At 48.2% G+C, this 16,103-nt stretch carries 14 protein-coding genes; 4 read left to right on the top strand and 10 right to left on the bottom strand.

Annotation, left to right across the window (positions count from 1 at the left end):
* The 3 genes from QL234_RS06100 to QL234_RS06090 all read right to left on the bottom strand — a co-directional run.
* On the bottom strand, positions 1-2,162 hold a 2,162-nt coding region (locus QL234_RS06100), incomplete at its 3' end, for a FimV/HubP family polar landmark protein (RefSeq protein WP_281556932.1).
* A gap of 186 nt (positions 2,163-2,348) precedes the next feature.
* Positions 2,349-3,368, bottom strand: a complete 1,020-nt coding sequence (locus QL234_RS06095; protein WP_044832470.1) for an aspartate-semialdehyde dehydrogenase — start codon at positions 3,366-3,368, stop codon at positions 2,349-2,351.
* 24 nt (positions 3,369-3,392) lie between these two features.
* Positions 3,393-4,514 carry a 4-phosphoerythronate dehydrogenase gene (locus QL234_RS06090; RefSeq protein ID WP_281556931.1) on the bottom strand — a complete coding sequence of 374 codons (1,122 nt, stop codon included), beginning with the start codon at positions 4,512-4,514 and terminating at the stop codon, positions 3,393-3,395.
* A gap of 265 nt (positions 4,515-4,779) precedes the next feature.
* Between QL234_RS06090 and QL234_RS06085 the strand changes: the two genes are divergently transcribed.
* Positions 4,780-5,664, top strand: a complete 885-nt coding sequence (locus tag QL234_RS06085; RefSeq protein WP_281556930.1) for a PEP-CTERM sorting domain-containing protein — start codon at positions 4,780-4,782, stop codon at positions 5,662-5,664.
* Positions 5,665-5,774: 110 nt separating this feature from the next.
* Here QL234_RS06085 and QL234_RS06080 read toward each other — a convergent pair whose 3' ends face one another.
* The gene (locus QL234_RS06080; RefSeq protein WP_281556929.1) at positions 5,775-6,998 is read right to left on the bottom strand and encodes a GAF domain-containing sensor histidine kinase; all 1,224 of its coding nucleotides are present in this window, start codon (positions 6,996-6,998) and stop codon (positions 5,775-5,777) included.
* A gap of 155 nt (positions 6,999-7,153) precedes the next feature.
* Complete coding sequence (gene fabB / locus QL234_RS06075; RefSeq protein ID WP_044832466.1) at positions 7,154-8,365, bottom strand: beta-ketoacyl-ACP synthase I; 1,212 nt, start codon at positions 8,363-8,365, stop codon at positions 7,154-7,156.
* 175 nt (positions 8,366-8,540) lie between these two features.
* Between fabB and mnmC the strand changes: the two genes are divergently transcribed.
* A complete protein-coding gene (mnmC, locus tag QL234_RS06070; protein WP_281556928.1) occupies positions 8,541-10,541 on the top strand; it encodes a bifunctional tRNA (5-methylaminomethyl-2-thiouridine)(34)-methyltransferase MnmD/FAD-dependent 5-carboxymethylaminomethyl-2-thiouridine(34) oxidoreductase MnmC in 2,001 nt (666 codons plus the stop codon).
* A gap of 82 nt (positions 10,542-10,623) precedes the next feature.
* On the opposite strand, the gene QL234_RS06065 is transcribed toward mnmC, so the two are convergent.
* The 3 genes from QL234_RS06065 to QL234_RS06055 form a co-directional block, all read right to left on the bottom strand.
* Positions 10,624-10,896: a YfcL family protein gene (locus QL234_RS06065; RefSeq protein WP_281556927.1), complete on the bottom strand. Its 273-nt coding sequence runs from the start codon at positions 10,894-10,896 to the stop codon at positions 10,624-10,626.
* Positions 10,897-10,985: 89 nt separating this feature from the next.
* Positions 10,986-12,119: an ATP-NAD kinase family protein gene (locus tag QL234_RS06060; RefSeq protein ID WP_281556926.1), complete on the bottom strand. Its 1,134-nt coding sequence runs from the start codon at positions 12,117-12,119 to the stop codon at positions 10,986-10,988.
* Positions 12,116-12,700 carry an elongation factor P hydroxylase gene (locus QL234_RS06055; RefSeq protein ID WP_281556925.1) on the bottom strand — a complete coding sequence of 195 codons (585 nt, stop codon included), beginning with the start codon at positions 12,698-12,700 and terminating at the stop codon, positions 12,116-12,118. Before QL234_RS06055 ends, QL234_RS06060 begins: the two co-directional genes overlap by 4 nt.
* A 429-nt stretch (positions 12,701-13,129) precedes the next feature.
* On the opposite strand from QL234_RS06055, the gene QL234_RS06050 reads away from it, so the two are divergent.
* Together QL234_RS06050 and QL234_RS06045 are read left to right on the top strand one after the other, a co-directional pair.
* Entirely contained in the window at positions 13,130-13,861 is a 732-nt protein-coding gene (locus QL234_RS06050; RefSeq protein WP_281556924.1) for a response regulator transcription factor, read from the top strand.
* Positions 13,862-14,132: 271 nt separating this feature from the next.
* On the top strand, positions 14,133-14,792 hold the full coding sequence (locus QL234_RS06045; RefSeq protein WP_281556923.1) for a PilZ domain-containing protein: 660 nt from the start codon (positions 14,133-14,135) through the stop codon (positions 14,790-14,792).
* Between the two features lie 19 nt (positions 14,793-14,811).
* Here QL234_RS06045 and QL234_RS06040 read toward each other — a convergent pair whose 3' ends face one another.
* Together QL234_RS06040 and QL234_RS06035 are read right to left on the bottom strand one after the other, a co-directional pair.
* Positions 14,812-15,606 carry a CsgG/HfaB family protein gene (locus QL234_RS06040; RefSeq protein ID WP_281556963.1) on the bottom strand — a complete coding sequence of 265 codons (795 nt, stop codon included), beginning with the start codon at positions 15,604-15,606 and terminating at the stop codon, positions 14,812-14,814.
* Positions 15,607-15,614: 8 nt separating this feature from the next.
* Positions 15,615-16,088 carry a curli assembly protein CsgF gene (locus QL234_RS06035; RefSeq protein ID WP_281556922.1) on the bottom strand — a complete coding sequence of 158 codons (474 nt, stop codon included), beginning with the start codon at positions 16,086-16,088 and terminating at the stop codon, positions 15,615-15,617.
* Between the last annotated feature and the right edge of the window lie 15 nt (positions 16,089-16,103).

Below are 16,103 nucleotides of genomic sequence, written 5' to 3'. Positions count from 1 at the left end.
GTAACATCCGCCCCTTCAGGAATTTCTTTCGCCGCCTCAGGCGCTGGTGCTGCCGATGCTTCCAACAAGGCATCGATATCATCCGGGTCAGTAACATCCGCCCCTTCAGGAATTTCTTTCGCGGCCTCAGGCGCTGGTGCTGCCGATGCTTCCAACAAGGCATCGATATCATCCGGGTCGGTAACATCCGCCCCTTCAGGAATTTCTTTCGCCGCCTCAGGCGCTGGTGCTGCCGATGCTTCCAACAAGGCATCGATATCATCCGGGTCAGTAACATCCGCCCCTTCAGGAATTTCTTTCGCGGCCTCAGGCGCTGGTGCTGCCGATGCTTCCAACAAGGCATCGATATCATCCGGGTCGGTAACATCCGCCCCTTCAGGAATTTCTTTCGCCGCCTCAGGCGCTGGTGCTGCCGATGCTTCCAACAAGGCATCGATATCATCCGGGTCGGTCACATCCGCCCCTTCCGGGATTTCTTTCGCCGCCTCAGGCGCTGGTGCTGCCGATGCTGCTAACAAGGCATCGATATCATCCGGGTCGGTAACATCCGCCCCTTCGGGAATTTCTTTCGTGGCCTCAGCTGCTGGTGCTGCCGATGCTTCCAACAAGGCATCAATATCATCGGGATCCGAAACCACAGTATCTTTATCGGCAGCTTCTAATAAGGCATCGATATCATCGGGATCGGTAATTTCTTCAGGGGCCTCAGCAGCAACTTCCTCAGCGACTTCTTCTGTTGCAGTTTCATCCTCATCCAGGCCAGATAATAAGGCATCCAAATCACCTTGCCCCAGTTCACCACCGGGCAACTCTTCTGATGCCTCTTCTTCAGGTGTTTCATCTTCATCCAGGCCGGATAATAAGTCATCCAGATCACCCTGACCCAATTCACCGCCAGGCAGTGCTTCGGAGGTTTCCTCTTCAGCGGTTTCACCTTCATCCAGACCGGATAACAAATCGTCCAGATCCCCTTGCCCCAGTTCACCACCTTCAAGCAGCTCACCTTCTTCATCCGCATCAAGATCCAGGGAGATATCTTCCAAGTCATCCAGATCGTCTAAATCATCAAGTTCATCATCCAGGTGAATCACATCATCATCGAGTAATTCATCGCTGCCCAGATCATCCAGATCATCTGAGAACAAATCATCGTCACTTTCTGCCAGATCTATGGACAGTTCATCATCCAGGGATAATTCATTATCTAAGGTTAACTCTTCCGCCGGCTCCGGCTCTTCAACCGCGGCAACTTCCGGCTCAGGCTCTTCAGTTTTAGCCGCTTTCGATTTCTTCTTGGCTACTGGTTTCTCAGCGGCATCGGCGGTTGCTGTTTTACGACGATTCCAGAGCAAATATCCCCCGCCAGCCAGCAAGAGCGCTGGCACGGTGGAGCCCAGCCCTATCAGCAAATAATTATTCAGAGAGTTTTTCCGCTCGGCTTCTGCCTGAGCCAGGCGATCCCGCTCTGCCGCCAGGGTATACATTTCCTGTTGCAGTTTAAGGATATCATCCATCTGGGGTTTAATTTCTTCGCTTTTGGCGACTTCTTGCTGCATCACCGCCAGCTGCTCGGTAAAGACCGCCAGCTTGGCTCTTAATTCTGCATTTTCTTTTAAAATCGCCTGCAGGCCGTCAATGGAGTCGGCAACATCCCTTTGGATCACTTTAAGTTTCTGTTGCTGGGAATTGCCATAGTTTTGCAACTGATCATTGATTTCAGATTTGGCCGCTTCCAGATCTTTTTTCTGAACCGACTGCTCTTCGGGTTTTCTGCCGCCTTTACTCCAGGCCTGTACCGCTTGTTCGACTAATTGTTGGGCGGCGGATTTATTGATGCGCACCATTTCATCATAGCCAGGTACCGCCATTAACTGGCCTTCAACCAGGTGGTTGATATTGTTATCGGCAAAAGCCTGGGGATTGGCCCGATACAGAGCCTGCATAACTTGATAAATAGATAAACCGGGGTCCGGGCGTACCTGGGTAGCAATGCCCCACAAGGTATCTTGCCCTGAGATAGGCCCGTAACGGCCATAAGGAAATGGGTCGGTGTTTTTAGGACCTCGAATTTGTATCCCGGCTTCCTGAAAAGCAAATACCGGCATACTCACCATACCAACAAAAAGAACCTGCCACAGGCACAGGCTTAACCATCGTTGCATCTAGAATTTCCTAGTTATAATCATTTTTATCGCCAATAGATTGGCACTTCTTAGACCAATATAATAAAGCAAAGTTTGTTCCAAGTACTAATAACTATTAATATAAACCAGAAACCAACCATGATCTATAACGGCTAGTTTCTGATTTACTTTAGGAAATCCTCTCTTTTACCCTTGAAACAGGATTTAGGATAAATATTCTTTGATCAACAGCTCGGCAATCTGGATACTGTTGGTCGCCGCCCCCTTGCGGGTATTATCCGCCACTATCCACATATTGATGCCATTATTGTGACTGATATCTTCGCGGATACGTCCGACATAAGTATCGTCCTGACCGCTGGCATTGCCTATCTGGGTCGGGAAGTCCTCATCCTGCTCACAAACCACCAAACCCGGTGCCTGGCTTAACAGGTCTTTGACTTCTTCGGCAGAAATCGGTGAGCCGGTTTCGATATGCAAGGCTTCGCCGTGACCGAAAAAGACCGGTACCCGTACCGCGGTCGGGTTCACCAGCACATTTTCATCGCCGAGGATCTTTTTCGTTTCCCAGACCATTTTCATTTCTTCACGGGTATAACCGTTGTCTTCAAAACTGTCGATTTGCGGAATGACATTAAAGGCAATCTGGCGGGAGAATACTTTAGGGTCGATCGGCTTACCGCTAAGCAAGTCCGCACACTGCTTGGCCAATTCATCCATGGCCTCTTTACCGGCACCAGAAACCGACTGGTAAGTGCTGACATTGATACGCTCAAGTCCTACGGCATCATAGATAGGCTTTAACGCCACCATCATCTGGATGGTTGAACAGTTGGGGTTGGCGATAATATTACGGTTACGGTACTCGGCCAGTGCCTGGGGATTCACTTCCGGCACCACCAGCGGAATATCGGCGTCGTAGCGGAACTCAGAAGTATTATCAATCACAATACAGCCTTCATCGCCGGCAATAGGAGCATATTTTGCAGACACGGCGCCGCCGGCAGAAAAGAAACCAATCTGGGCCTGGCTCCAGTCAAAATTATCGGCGTCTAAAACTTCAATACTTTCCCCGTTAAATTCCACAAATTCACCGGCAGAGCGTGCGCTTGCCAAGGGGTAAAGTTTATTGATGGGAAAATCTCTTTGTTCAAGAATTTCAATAATGGTTTTGCCTACCAAACCGGTTGCACCAAGTACGCAAACATCAAATTTCTGTGCCATGCTCCTCTCTCTCTTCTCTTACTCTTATCGGGGAAAATTAAAACCCAGCCGATGGGGCACATCACTGCTGGCCTGTTCTGGCAAGGCGACGGTTACCGCGGAAAACTCCCGGCGTACCGGATAATTTTTACGAAGCATGTCAAAACCTTGACTATTTAGTTGTTGACGAAAAATGCCATCGTCACGCCTGACATCGTAAACCATTTTTACCAGCTGGTTTAGTATAATTTCATCAAAATGTTGTTTTATTTCTACATAACTTATAGCCGCTTGTGGCAAAAACTGTTCAAGCGTCAAATTAGGTTTAATTTTCAGTTGCTTACACAAAGCCAGATACAGCATTTCACTGCCGCGCGCTTTTCCTTCCAGGCTGTAGCCGGCAATGTGGGCAGTAGCAATTTCGGTATGCTCAATCAGGGGCTGTAAAATATCCGGCTCATTTTCCCAGACATCCCACACCAGTTTCACCCCGTGCCCCTGTTGTTTCAGGGCCAGCAGCGCCTGATTATCCACCACTTCCCCCCGGCAGGCATTGATAAGAATTTGCCTGTCTGTCAGCCGTGCCAGCTTATCCCGGTCAAGTAAGTGATGACTGGGATATTCTCCTGTGGTGGTTAATGGCACATGCAAGGAAATAACATCGCAATTGAGTACCTGCTCAAGGGAGCTAAACTCCCGTTCATCCCCCTGCTGCTCCAACAAGGGGTCACACAGGCAATAGTTAATGCCTAAAGCATCAAGTTTTTCACTTAACCGGGTACCGGTATTACCGGCGCCGACAATCCCCACGGTTAAAGCAGATAAATCCAGTAAATAACGCTCAGCCAGAACCACCAGGGCGCTGAGCACATATTCGGCGACTGAGATCGCGTTACAGCCGGGAGCGGCACTAAAGGCGATATTACGGCTACTTAAATAGGCCTGGTCGATATGATCCACCCCTATAGTGGCGGTCCCGACAAACTGCAACCCTTTATTTTCACTGAGTAAGGCTTTATTGACTTGGGTGATGGAGCGCACCAGCAATACATCGGCATCTGCCGCTATCTGCGGGGTAAGCTCCCGGCCGGCAAAGGGAATTAACTCGCCAAGCCCGGCAAAAAACTCCCGGGCGAACGGCATATTCTCATCGTAATAAATTTTCATGGCGGATCTGAAGCTGCGCCTTATTAAGGGAAGAAAGGGTGACGCTATTATCAGGGATTTTCAAACAGAAAAAAACGGACAACAAAAGATTTATCGCTGAAAAGACAAGAAAAGATCATCGGCCCGCCTATTCATAGAGAGATTTTATTCCCATAGCGACAAATAAGCGCTAAAAAATGATTGGCATAGTTACTGCTAATGATTCCATGACAAATTTTTAACGTCAAAAAACATAAAATAACAATACTATTGAACAGGATTTTCGATGATGTATAAAAACCTCTTAAAAGGCCTGGTTTCTGGCCTGGTACTTTCTACTGCTGTATCTGCCAACGCCTCACAAATTTTATTTGCCCATGTCAACACCGGCAACTATGTCGCTGACGGTAATGGCCTGGCAGCTATGCTGAGCGCCGCTGGCCATGATGTCACCACAAGGTTTCTCAATGACGCCGTTTATGACGACTACAGCAGCTTTGACCAGATTTTCGTTTATGACTTATCGGTCGGCGCCGACAATTCCGCCATTCAAAATGCCAACTATGCCAATATCGGCAACTGGTATAACAACCTCACCGAGCAAAATTTAATTTTAGATGGTCGGATGATTTCTTCTTACGCTAGCTGGACCAATGCCAACAACATGTCGGCGGAAGATGCCTGGATGCAAAACTATGCCCACCAGCTGGATCTTCGCGGCGGCGGCCTGGTGCTGGGTACAGATCACAATGTTTTCGCCTCCGGCATTAACAATATCAATAACGCCATAGGTGTCAGCGGCTTCTATGGCAGCTATGGTTCATATCCGAGCTCGCAAGCTGTGGTGGATGTCAACTCCCCCCTGTACCTCGACTCGCTGGACACCTGCCGCTCAGATAGCAGCAGCGGTTGTATCAACGACAACTCAACCACAGGTTTTGTCGCCACCGGCTTACAGGCCAACGGCCAGATGTTGACCCCGGTTGCCTATCATGGCTCCAACCTCGATGCCTGGAATTATGCCGCCGTCTCATCCACCATGGGCAGTGAAACCTTTGGTACCTGTGGCGGCGCCGATCAGCCCCCTTGTAGCGTACCTGCGCCAGGCAGCCTGGCGTTATTCGGTTTAGGCATTGCCGCCCTGGGTTTTGCCAGACGTAAACGCGCTTAACGGCTAAAGATTGCAGTCGGACTAAAGGCTAACCTGGCCCGGCTGCGAAACCTTACTCTATGTAAAAACACACGTTTATTGCTGATATATATCCAGCACGTATTATCTCTTTAAGGCAAATCCGGCAGCACTATTTCAAACACAGTTCCCTGATCAGCGATATTCTGGTCCGCTGAAACCAACTTGATATCGCCTTTAAGTTGCATTTGCACAATTTTATTGACCACGCAAAGCCCTAAACCAAAGCGTCCCGCTTGTTTTCGAGCAAAACAGGGAGAAAAAACATCTCCGGAAATATTGTGCTTTATGCCGATACCATTATCACTAATCCTAAGCAAAATCCTGTAATGAAAGCGCTCAACCTCAATATCAATGCGTTTTGTTTTTGTGTTTTCAAAGGCATGCTCCACCGCATTTTCCACTAATTCGGTAATAACGGTTTGCAGCAACACCGGAATACTGCGTAAAGTAAGCTTATCAGGGGCATTTAACCGAAAGTTCACCTGCTGTTTGCCATAGGTGTGGTTAAACCTCTCACATAAGGCTTTCAAAAAACGTGCAAGACGGATATTGCTGACATCCATGGAAAATTGCATGGAAAGATCTTTAAAACGTTCGACCAGTTTGGAAATTTTCCCCAAACTGGTGCTGATCAGCTCCAGGCAAGGTGAAGCTTTTTCTTCAAAAGCGAGAAATTGATGTTTAGACAGGGTTTGCTGATGAAAATCCTGAGTCAGCACACCAAGCATGCTGCTCAAAGTAGTAACAGAGGTGATAGCGATCCCTGCAGGCGTATTAAGCTCATGGGCCATACCGCGGATCAGGTTTTCAACATGACTTTGGCTCTTATGCTCAATCACCTGCTGTTGAACATCATAGGCCTTTAACTGATCTTCAAGGGTATTTTTAATATGCAGCAATAACTTTTGGAATTTTTTTTCTGTCGGGCGTTCACGGCTATCAAGCGCACAAATGGTACCAAATGGCTGGCCATCACTATAATTGAGCGGCAAACCCAGGTAATAGATCATATTAAGCTTAATATCCGGATTAGCGTCCCAGTACGGATCTTTAAGGGCGTTATTAACCTCCAACAGTTCCTGGTTTTTGATGACATGTTCACAATAAAGCCCCGAACCGTCAAAAACTTCCGCCTCCCCCACCTGATAGGGATTTTGCTGTCCTTCACTTTTAGCAAACACTTTAATATGTTCGCCCTCAAGCTTCATGATCAATACCGCAGGCATGTCCAAAATATCTGCCAGCAGGTTCAAGGTTTGCGACCATTGCTCAATTAGCAACGCAGAATAATCTAATGAAAGTGACCGGGACATAAAAGTTTCCCCAGCATTAATAAAACGCTTTTCACTTACCATGAGTGTAGTCGCTAATACCTTTCTTTCACCTCAATATCAACACAATATCCCTTTTAACCGGCATATAAAAAAGGCGCCAACCGGCGCCCTTCAAAACAACAAGTAACCCCTTGTTATTTGTATTTTTTCATAACCAAAGTAGCGTTAGTGCCACCGAAACCGAAACTGTTCGACATCACCAGGTTTAACTCGGTATCACGTTTTTCAGTGACGATATCCAGACCCTCGGCCTGCTCGTCCAAATTCGTGATATTCACCGACGGGGCAACAAAGTTATGCTCCATCATCAACATAGAATAAATCGCTTCATGAACACCGGCAGCACCTAAGGCATGACCTGTCATGGCTTTAGTAGCACTGATAGCCGGAGATTCCTGACCGAACACTTCCTGAATAGCGCCTAACTCTTTAACATCACCAACAGGTGTTGAAGTGCCGTGAGTATTCAGGTAATCCACCTTGCCTTCTACGCCTTCCATCGCCTGCTGCATACAACGCACCGCGCCTTCACCACTTGGGGCTACCATATCATAACCGTCTGAAGTTGCGCCGTAGCCAACCAGTTCGGCATAAATATGAGCACCACGGGCCAGAGCGTGTTCAAGTTCTTCAACCACGACCATACCACCGCCGCCAGAAATAACAAAACCGTCACGGTCGGCATCATAGGTGCGCGAAGCCGTTTCCGGGCTATCGTTATATTGAGAAGACAAGGCGCCCATGCCATCAAACATCATCGCCAGTGACCAGTCCACTTCTTCCCCGCCGCCGGCAAAAACGATATCTTGTTTACCCAGCTGGATCAGCTCCATGGCATTACCGATACAGTGGGCACTGGTAGCACAAGCCGAGCTGATGGAATAATTCACCCCTTTGATTTTAAAAGGTGTGGCCAGACAGGCTGAACAAGTACTGGACATGGTTTTAGGTACCGCATAAGCCCCTACGCGTTTAACGCCGCGCTCTCTTAAGGTATCGGCGGAATTAACCACATTCAACGAGGAAGCGCCGCCTGAGCCGGCAACAATACCGGTGCGGAAGTTAGACACTTGCTCCGGAGTCAACTTGGCATCTTCAATAGCCTGTTGCATGGCGATATGAGCGTAACCTGCAGCATCGCCCATAAAGCGCAGCGCTTTACGGTCGATATGATCTTTAGTTTCAATATCCGGCTTGCCCCATACCTGGCTGCGCAGGCCTTTCTCGGCAAAGCTTTCTGAGCGGGAAATCCCTGAACGTCCTGATTTTAACGAAGCTAAAACTTCTTCTGCATTGTTACCTATGCTAGAGACAATACCTAATCCGGTGATCACTACACGTTTCATTTCTATATAACCATATTAATATTTAAAATTCGGGCATATCATACCGACTTTTGCCCCTGATACTGGTCTGTCCAGCGTACACCTGTACACTGACTCATTAATTTATATGACACAGCAGCCAAAGTACAGGTAAAATACATCGTATATATATAAACTAACAGCAATTTATAGCCCTGTGAACAGCGATAACCCAATTTCTTTCGGCGCCGACGGCGCCCCTTTTTCAGAACAGTTCCAAGATATTTACTTCGACTCAGACTCAGGCTGCCAGCAAAGCAGTGCCGTCTTTATCCAGGGCAATGATATCTATAACCGCCTGCTGCAGGGTAAATCACCGTTAACCATCGCCGAAACCGGCTTTGGCAGCGGGTTAAATTTTCTACTCACCTTACAGGTGTATCAAAAAGCGCAGCAACAACTGGCGCAGCAAAAAAGCGGGGAAAATACGCTACTCCCCCTGAGCTTTATCAGTGTTGAGAAATATCCACTGACAAAAGAGCAACTTAAAAAATCATTGGCCATTTTGCCGGAACTGGCAGAATATGCACAATCCCTGGTTGAGCAATATCCGGATAAGTGCGAACACATGTGGCAGGGAAAATTCCTGGGCGGCAAAGTCACGTTGCAACTTTATTTTGATGACGCTGCTCAGGCCTTTTCCGCCCTTAAAAGCAAAAAAAGCGGCTTGGTGGATGCCTGGTACCTGGACGGTTTTTCCCCGAGAAAAAACCCGGACATGTGGCATGCCCCTTTATTTGAGCAAATCGCCCGATTATCGAAGGAACAAGCCAGTGTCGCCACCTTTACCGTGGCCGGCCTGGTCCGGCGGCAGCTGGCCGAAATAGGTTTTCGCCTGGAGAAAAAAGCCACCGGCGGCAAGAAAAAACAGATGTTAACCGGCATTTTCCAGCAGGATAAAAATTCCGGTAAAGGTTACCGGTTAAGGCCGAGCATCAACAAACCCCACCAGGTGGGTATTATCGGTGGCGGTATTGCATCCGCCTGCGCGGCATACGCCTTAACCCGGCTCGGCGTGAAAGTGAACTTATATTGCCAGGACAGTACAGTGGCGCAGGGGGCTTCAAGCAATGCCATCGGCGCTTTATATCCGCTATTGCATCAGCAAGCCGATGATATCAGCCTGTTTTACCAACAAGCCTTTCTCCGGGCCAAAACCCTTTACCAGCAAATGAGCGATGAAGGCCATCACTTTCCCCACCAATGGTGCGGTTTGCTGGAAGTCTCTTATAAGGAAAGCCTGGAAAAGCGCCAGCAACTGTTTGAGCAGTTAAAAAGCTGGCCAGAAACCTTAATACACGGCGTTAACGCAGCGCAGGCCAGTGAACTTGCCGGACTCAAGCTCGACTTTGGCGGTTTATTTATGCCGGGCGCCGGCTGGATTGCCCCCGGCGAGCTGGTAAAAACACTGTTTAGCGCCGCACAGGCAACTAACCGCTTGAAAATCAAAACGGACATAAAAATTGAGCACATTCAGCAAAATGAAGATCTCAGCTGGCAACTAGGCAGCGAACACGCCAGCTTTAACGAAAAAGTGCTGATTATCTGCGGCGGCGCCGAGTCGATAAAATTAAACATCGCAGCTCAATTGCCGCTAAGCTCGGTGCGGGGCCAGGTCAGCTCGATGCAAACCAATCCGGAAACAGGCAAGTTAAGCACGGTATTGTGCCACAAGGGCTATCTGACACCTGAGCATAAGGGGCTGCACTGTATCGGGGCGACGTTTGAGAAAAACAGCTTTGATACCGATGCCAAAGCCGAAGACGATGCCTATAACCTGGCGATGCTGGATAAGTGCTTACCCGGGGTGAGTCAATGGCGCGCAGAAGATGTTATCGCCAGTAAGGCCAGGTTACGCTGCATGACCCCGGATCACATTCCCATGGTAGGGCCTATGCCGGATATCGAGGCCCATAAAACCACGTATGCCCACCTGGCCAAAGATAAAAACTGGCGCTTTAACCAGGCTGCTCCGGTAATAGACAACCTTTACCTGATGACGGGTCTGGGTGCCCGGGGACTTTGCTCGGCTCCACTGCTCGCAGATATCTTAGCTGCCGATATCTGCGGCACGCCCTACCCGGTAGACAGTAAAATGTTATTTAACCTTGCCCCCAACCGTTTCATCATTCGGGACATTATCAAAGGTAAGAGTTGAGGGTAAGCACTAAAGAGACGTGTCAAAGGCAGGTTTTATGCTGTTTCACTGATAACAGCATAAAACCGGATAATTTCTTTACTTAAGCAGAAAAATACCCCTGTAGCTCCAGCCAGAAATTATTCACCAGCTGCCTGTCCTGCGGCGCCAGCTCAGTTCTGGCCTGATGTAACTGTTCACTGACCTCCTGCGCCAGTTGCGCCGACAAAGCTTGCTGCTCATCACCATAACTGCTTGCGGCCAGGCTGATAAAACCGCGGATATAACTGCTGGCAAACAAGGTATCGCTGTCGGCATCTGAGGCCACCATGTCATCAAAATACTGATAAAGGGAGGCTAAATTGGTTAACTGCATTTTCTTTCCTAAATTTTTAACTCTGCTTCTTGTCTTCGCCGTGCTAACTAGCATAAAGCCAGGCTCAGACAAGCGTTTAAATTGACTTATTATTCCGGGCTCGACAGCGGATAAAGCACCTGGTCTTTATAACCTGTGGTCACGGGAAAATAACCGCTAAGCGCTTTATCTAAGTCGGCATCGCCGGTATCGGCAATCAGGGGGCGATTATCTAACGCCGCCAGCTTGGTTTTCGTGGCCACGATAATGATATTTTCTTTGCCTATCGCCTTAATGATCCTCGGGCTCAATTGCTGGTTACCACGGCCAAAAACATGCCCCTGGCCGCCAATCAGGGTGATCACCAGCTTAACCTGCCCCGGCTGCCGCTCATCGATCAGCGACCATAATGCCCCCTCGGTCATATCATTGGCCACCACCTCTTGCTGGTGCAGAACATCGACCCCCAGCAAGGTATTTTCCAGGCCAAGCTCTTCCATAATAAAAGCCGTAGTAGAGCCGGAGCCGATAATAAAGAGTTCATCGTCCATCTGCTCTATGATATCGGCGGCAATATCCTGCAATACCAGTTCATCGGATTCTTTGCCGCCGGATTTAACCGCCTGGATATAACGCAACTCACTGGGAATTTGCATTTCACCAAAACGTTTCGCTTTAACGATTCCGTCGCGGAACAGACTTTCATCGATATCCATAACATCGGCTTCGGTTAAAGTTACCAGTTGTTTAGTCACCATTAATTCGATCACCCGCCCGGCGGCTTTTGGCGTCACCGCATAAACCCCGGAGTGGATTTTACAACCGGCGGGAATGCCCAATACCGGAAAACTATCCCCCACCTGCTGGCAAATATCCCGGGCGGTACCGTCACCACCGGCAAACAATAAAATATCGATATCCCGGGCCAATAAGGTATCAACGGCCTTTTGCGTATCCAGGGCGGAGGTCATTTCCCCCTCACTGTGATATAAGGTTTCGACACAAAAACCCAGCGAAGCAGCGCATTCGGCTCCCATCAAATCATTGGCGGTGTAAATAATGAGTTGATCTTTATATGGTAATAACACTTCCAGTGCCTGGCTGGCACGAAAATTCGCCTTAGCCGTTGCCCCCAGCGCCAACGCCTGCTCAGGCGTGCCCAGGCCATCACTACCTTTTAAGGCCACACTACCGCCGATCCCGGCAATCGGGTTGATGATCAACCCCAGTTTAAAACGGCTCATACTGTCTGATCCTCGTTTTCACAGCTTTGCTGATACATTTCCTGTAAATGAGCATCAAGCTCAAAATCCTCTGCCGTTAACGGTGTCTTCACATCGTAGAAGCTGGCCAGGGCATCAATAAATTGTTGCCCCCGGGGAGGAAAGCCCACTTCAAGATAGTGAAGCACCTGCCGATAAACCGCCACTTTAAAAGCCATGGTATCGGCACCTGCACCGTTCAGATTGTCGGCGGAGACATTAAAGCGTTTATTGGCGGCGACACAAAACGCCCATTCCAGCGCCTGGGGTTTAATCTCCACTTGCTCAAATGCCTTTTGCTGCTTTTCACTGCGTCCATCGGGCAAATACCAGTAACCAAAATCTTCCAGCAAACGCCGCGCCTGTCCGGCAATACACCAGTGGGCAATTTCATGCAGGGCGCTGGCATAATAGCCACGGGCAAAAATAATTTGATGGTAGGGACAATTCTCACCGGCAGGAAGATAAACAGGCTCATCACCCCCCTTAATCAAACGGGTATTAAACTGCGCACCTAAGCCCGAATCAAAAAGGCTGATCAGATCCTGGTAACGATGTAACATAATTCATTAAGACATTGACATTTTTCAGTGACGGCATTCTATCGAAAAACAGCAGACATTGCCCGCTGATTTCAACAAATTTCTCGCGCCCCTTTCGGATAACTTCCCCTTCAAGGCCGTTAACCGGGCAATTTCCGCCGAGAAACATGCAAGTATTCCCGGCAGGAAATCACCATAAAAAATTATACAATAGTCAGCTCTGGACAGGTATCAACAAAAGCGGTATGGTGGAAATGTAAATTATGTGTAAAGATTTAGTGAGTAAGCTTAAGTAGTATTGCTATTTCGTCGCAAATCAGGCATGACAAGATTCACAGACCAAGGATAGGTAATGAGTCGACATAACCAAAAATATAAAAGGTAATCCATTTGCCGCCATCAATTTACACTATGGATAACAAAAATGAGTGTGATAAAGGAAGGTTATTTATGAACTCAATGGACATGGGAAGACTGAATGCTTTTGTTCTAACGACTACCGGGAACAACATCAGTGACACATCTGCTCACGCAAACTCAAGTTTAACTCAAGATACAGACCAGGAGGCTTTAAAGCACTTTATCGGACTCGCCGGCACCTGCAATATGACATTAACCACAGGCAGTGAGTTGCCCGCAGCCAGCGACAGGCAAAATTACCAACTCTACTTTATTGATTTACAAAAGAGTTTATGGACAAAACAAATCCCCGAGAGCGTTTTACAACTCGCCGCCCAGGTCAGAACCATACTCTTTAATGCCTGCGAAGATGCCCTTTGCGACAAACAGGCTTTACTGTCGGGCATTGAAGGCGTTTTTTACCATAATGACCGGCCGGAAATCATCTTACGGGGTTTAACCCGGATACAACAGAACGAGCGCTGGTTTAAACGCGATACCATGAATGATGCCCTGGCGGATTTATTAAAAGCCCGCCAGGAAAACCCACTGCCTGCGGACAGCCGCCTGACGGAAGTCAACTTCCCCACCTTAACCAAGCGGGAGAAAACCATTATCAACCTGGTATCAAGCGGCGCACAAAATAAGGAAATTGCCGACCAGCTGCATATCAGCACCAATACCGTCAAAACCCATATTTACAGCCTGTTTCGCAAAACCAGCTCCCGTAACCGGATTGAGCTTATTACCTGGTCCCAGCAATTCAGATCCCTGCCCCACTAAGGGCTTATCGTTGACATCACCGTTTTCTTGCCCCCATACCATTACGGCATATCTGACTTCCCGTACATATAGAGGTTGGCCACAGGCTCAACCTTAGTACGGGTGAGCCTTCACCAAGCGCCAAAGAAAACTGTCATCCTCCAGCACAGATAAATACCGGCCAAGCTTAAAATCCGTAGCATTCTGAAAAGGATTAACTAGACTCAAGTAACACCTTTACCAATCGCTTTTTAGGGACAACGAGCAATTTACAGCAAGGTCGAGTCCTGAAATGAATATTGCGACCCTAGCCGGTGAAAAAGGCCTCTTGCTACTGCCGGTTAATGCCAATGTTGTATTAAACATTCACCTGTCTGCCGCGTTAAATGAGAAATTTAAATCTGTCTATATTGGTAAACAACCCAAAAGCGCACTGCTGTTTCAAACGCCGGCTAAGGTTAAACATGCGGCTTTATTGCAAGCAGGGCATATTGCCACTGTCAGAGCCGTTTCTATGGAAGGTGAAGGGGCTATATTGGCATTTAATACCACCATACTGCGCTTTTACAGCCCGCCGTTTGCTATGATCGCCACCACCATTCCGGACGAAGTTCAACTTAAATTAATCCGCAATGAGCCCAGATTTAAACTGGAAATGACAGCAGAAGTTACCCGGCAAGCGTACAAGGTTCAGGGCTGGCTTGAAGACATCTCCTGCAACGGTTGCTGTTTCTGTTGCCCGCAGCTGCCGCAGGAATTGAAAAGCGACAGAATTACAATTTTACTGAAAGAGTCAGAAACATCACAGCAATACCAGCTTTTTGGCATGGTCAAAAACTACCGTCATGTCAAAAACTGTGATTATATCGGCATCTCTTTTGAGGATGACTCAAAAGAGATGATCCAACAGTTGTTACAAAGCATCATTTTAAAAGGCAGCCGGGATTTTTAGCTATCCTGCAAGCAAAGGCTTAAACATTATCCTGGGCTTTCCACACCCGCTTTTCGATGCCTTTTAGCACCAGTTCGGTGATTGCCTTTTCTATGGTTTTTTTCACACAGATAAACATAGGTTCATTGGTGGTATAGCCGGCCTCGGCTTCAGCCAGGCGTTTGAAGCTGATATAACGGAAAAAGCCGGCACGTACTTCTTTGCTTAAGACATTTTTTGTAGTGGACACAGACACCAAAACCTGCCCGGTGCGCACATCCACCGCGCGCATGGTCACAGAAATTTGATCTTCCCGGTATAACTCGGAAGCACTGATACCAAAATATTCTGCCCCGAAGCCGCCGGTGCGGATATTGGTATCGTAACTGATAATGCCCCCTTCGAGCAGGATTTTTGCCGTGGTCAGCGGCGGCAATTCTTTAGCACTGGCCTGGCCGCTCTCTTTTTGCTCGTTTTGATAAGCCGCCCGGGTAATTTTCCGCTCAGTCAAAATATTTTGCAGCCCTTCACGCTCTACCGGTAAAAACCACTGGGAGTCGCTCAGTGCCTGCATTAAGATAGAGGTGCTGCCCTGGGTGACCGCGGTCGAAAAGGAGCTGACATTGGCCTGTTGCTTATATTGCCCGGTTTGATCGCGAAAGGCATAAACCGACACCGGAATACTGCCTCTGGGTTTCGGCAGTGCCCTGAGCTCTTCAAAGGTTTGCGTCGGTACTACTTTCACCGCCTGGCTCTCATCCGGCGGATAAAGATTACGAACACTGCCACAGCCCGACAGCAAGACTATCAAACATACCGATAGTAAGGTCTTGATCAGCCCCTTCATGGCAGATCTACTCCGGCCGTGGGATCGTCGTAGCGGGGCACTTCAATCACGGTCACTTCGCCAGTCACACTATTGGATATTTGCACGGTAATAGTATCGGGATTGCTGCCCATGATCAAAATCTCATAATCACCGCTGGTAAAAATGGTATCTTCACCAAAGGCGCCACTGGTTTCACCAAAAGCTTCATCGGTAATTTTCCTGACCATTTGATTGATATAAGAACGTTCCAGCGACTCCTGAAATTTATCGGCGTAAGATTTTTCATCCATTGAGGCTTTATGCTTATTTTGCGCCTGGGCCTTATTCAATAAAAAACTGCCGTTCATGGGATTGCCGCCAAAGCTTGGGTTGATCGGCTGATACACCAGCTCGGTCGCCAGCGCAGGTAAAACCAGGAAGAGGTTGACCAAAAATATCGATAACCGGCTTTTCACCGCCTTTATTAAAATGACTTCCTTACTTCGCATATTAATTACCTCCTT

Source organism: Thalassomonas sp. RHCl1, from assembly GCF_947387555.1.
In the GTDB taxonomy this organism is placed as follows: Bacteria; Pseudomonadota; Gammaproteobacteria; order Enterobacterales; family Alteromonadaceae; genus Thalassomonas.
Note: the sequence above shows the minus strand (reverse complement) of the source record. Positions and strands in the feature narration are given on the sequence as shown.

Coding starts and splice junctions, on each gene's coding strand:
- QL234_RS06095 (WP_044832470.1), bottom strand. CDS start 3,368: ATGGCACAGAAATTTGATGTTTGCGTACTTGGTGCAACCGGTTTGGTA.
- QL234_RS06090 (WP_281556931.1), bottom strand. CDS start 4,514: ATGAAAATTTATTACGATGAGAATATGCCGTTCGCCCGGGAGTTTTTT.
- QL234_RS06085 (WP_281556930.1), top strand. CDS start 4,780: ATGATGTATAAAAACCTCTTAAAAGGCCTGGTTTCTGGCCTGGTACTT.
- QL234_RS06080 (WP_281556929.1), bottom strand. CDS start 6,998: ATGTCCCGGTCACTTTCATTAGATTATTCTGCGTTGCTAATTGAGCAA.
- fabB (WP_044832466.1), bottom strand. CDS start 8,365: ATGAAACGTGTAGTGATCACCGGATTAGGTATTGTCTCTAGCATAGGT.
- QL234_RS06065 (WP_281556927.1), bottom strand. CDS start 10,896: ATGCAGTTAACCAATTTAGCCTCCCTTTATCAGTATTTTGATGACATG.
- QL234_RS06060 (WP_281556926.1), bottom strand. CDS start 12,119: ATGAGCCGTTTTAAACTGGGGTTGATCATCAACCCGATTGCCGGGATC.
- QL234_RS06055 (WP_281556925.1), bottom strand. CDS start 12,700: ATGTTACATCGTTACCAGGATCTGATCAGCCTTTTTGATTCGGGCTTA.
- QL234_RS06050 (WP_281556924.1), top strand. CDS start 13,130: ATGAACTCAATGGACATGGGAAGACTGAATGCTTTTGTTCTAACGACT.
- QL234_RS06045 (WP_281556923.1), top strand. CDS start 14,133: ATGAATATTGCGACCCTAGCCGGTGAAAAAGGCCTCTTGCTACTGCCG.
- QL234_RS06035 (WP_281556922.1), bottom strand. CDS start 16,088: ATGCGAAGTAAGGAAGTCATTTTAATAAAGGCGGTGAAAAGCCGGTTA.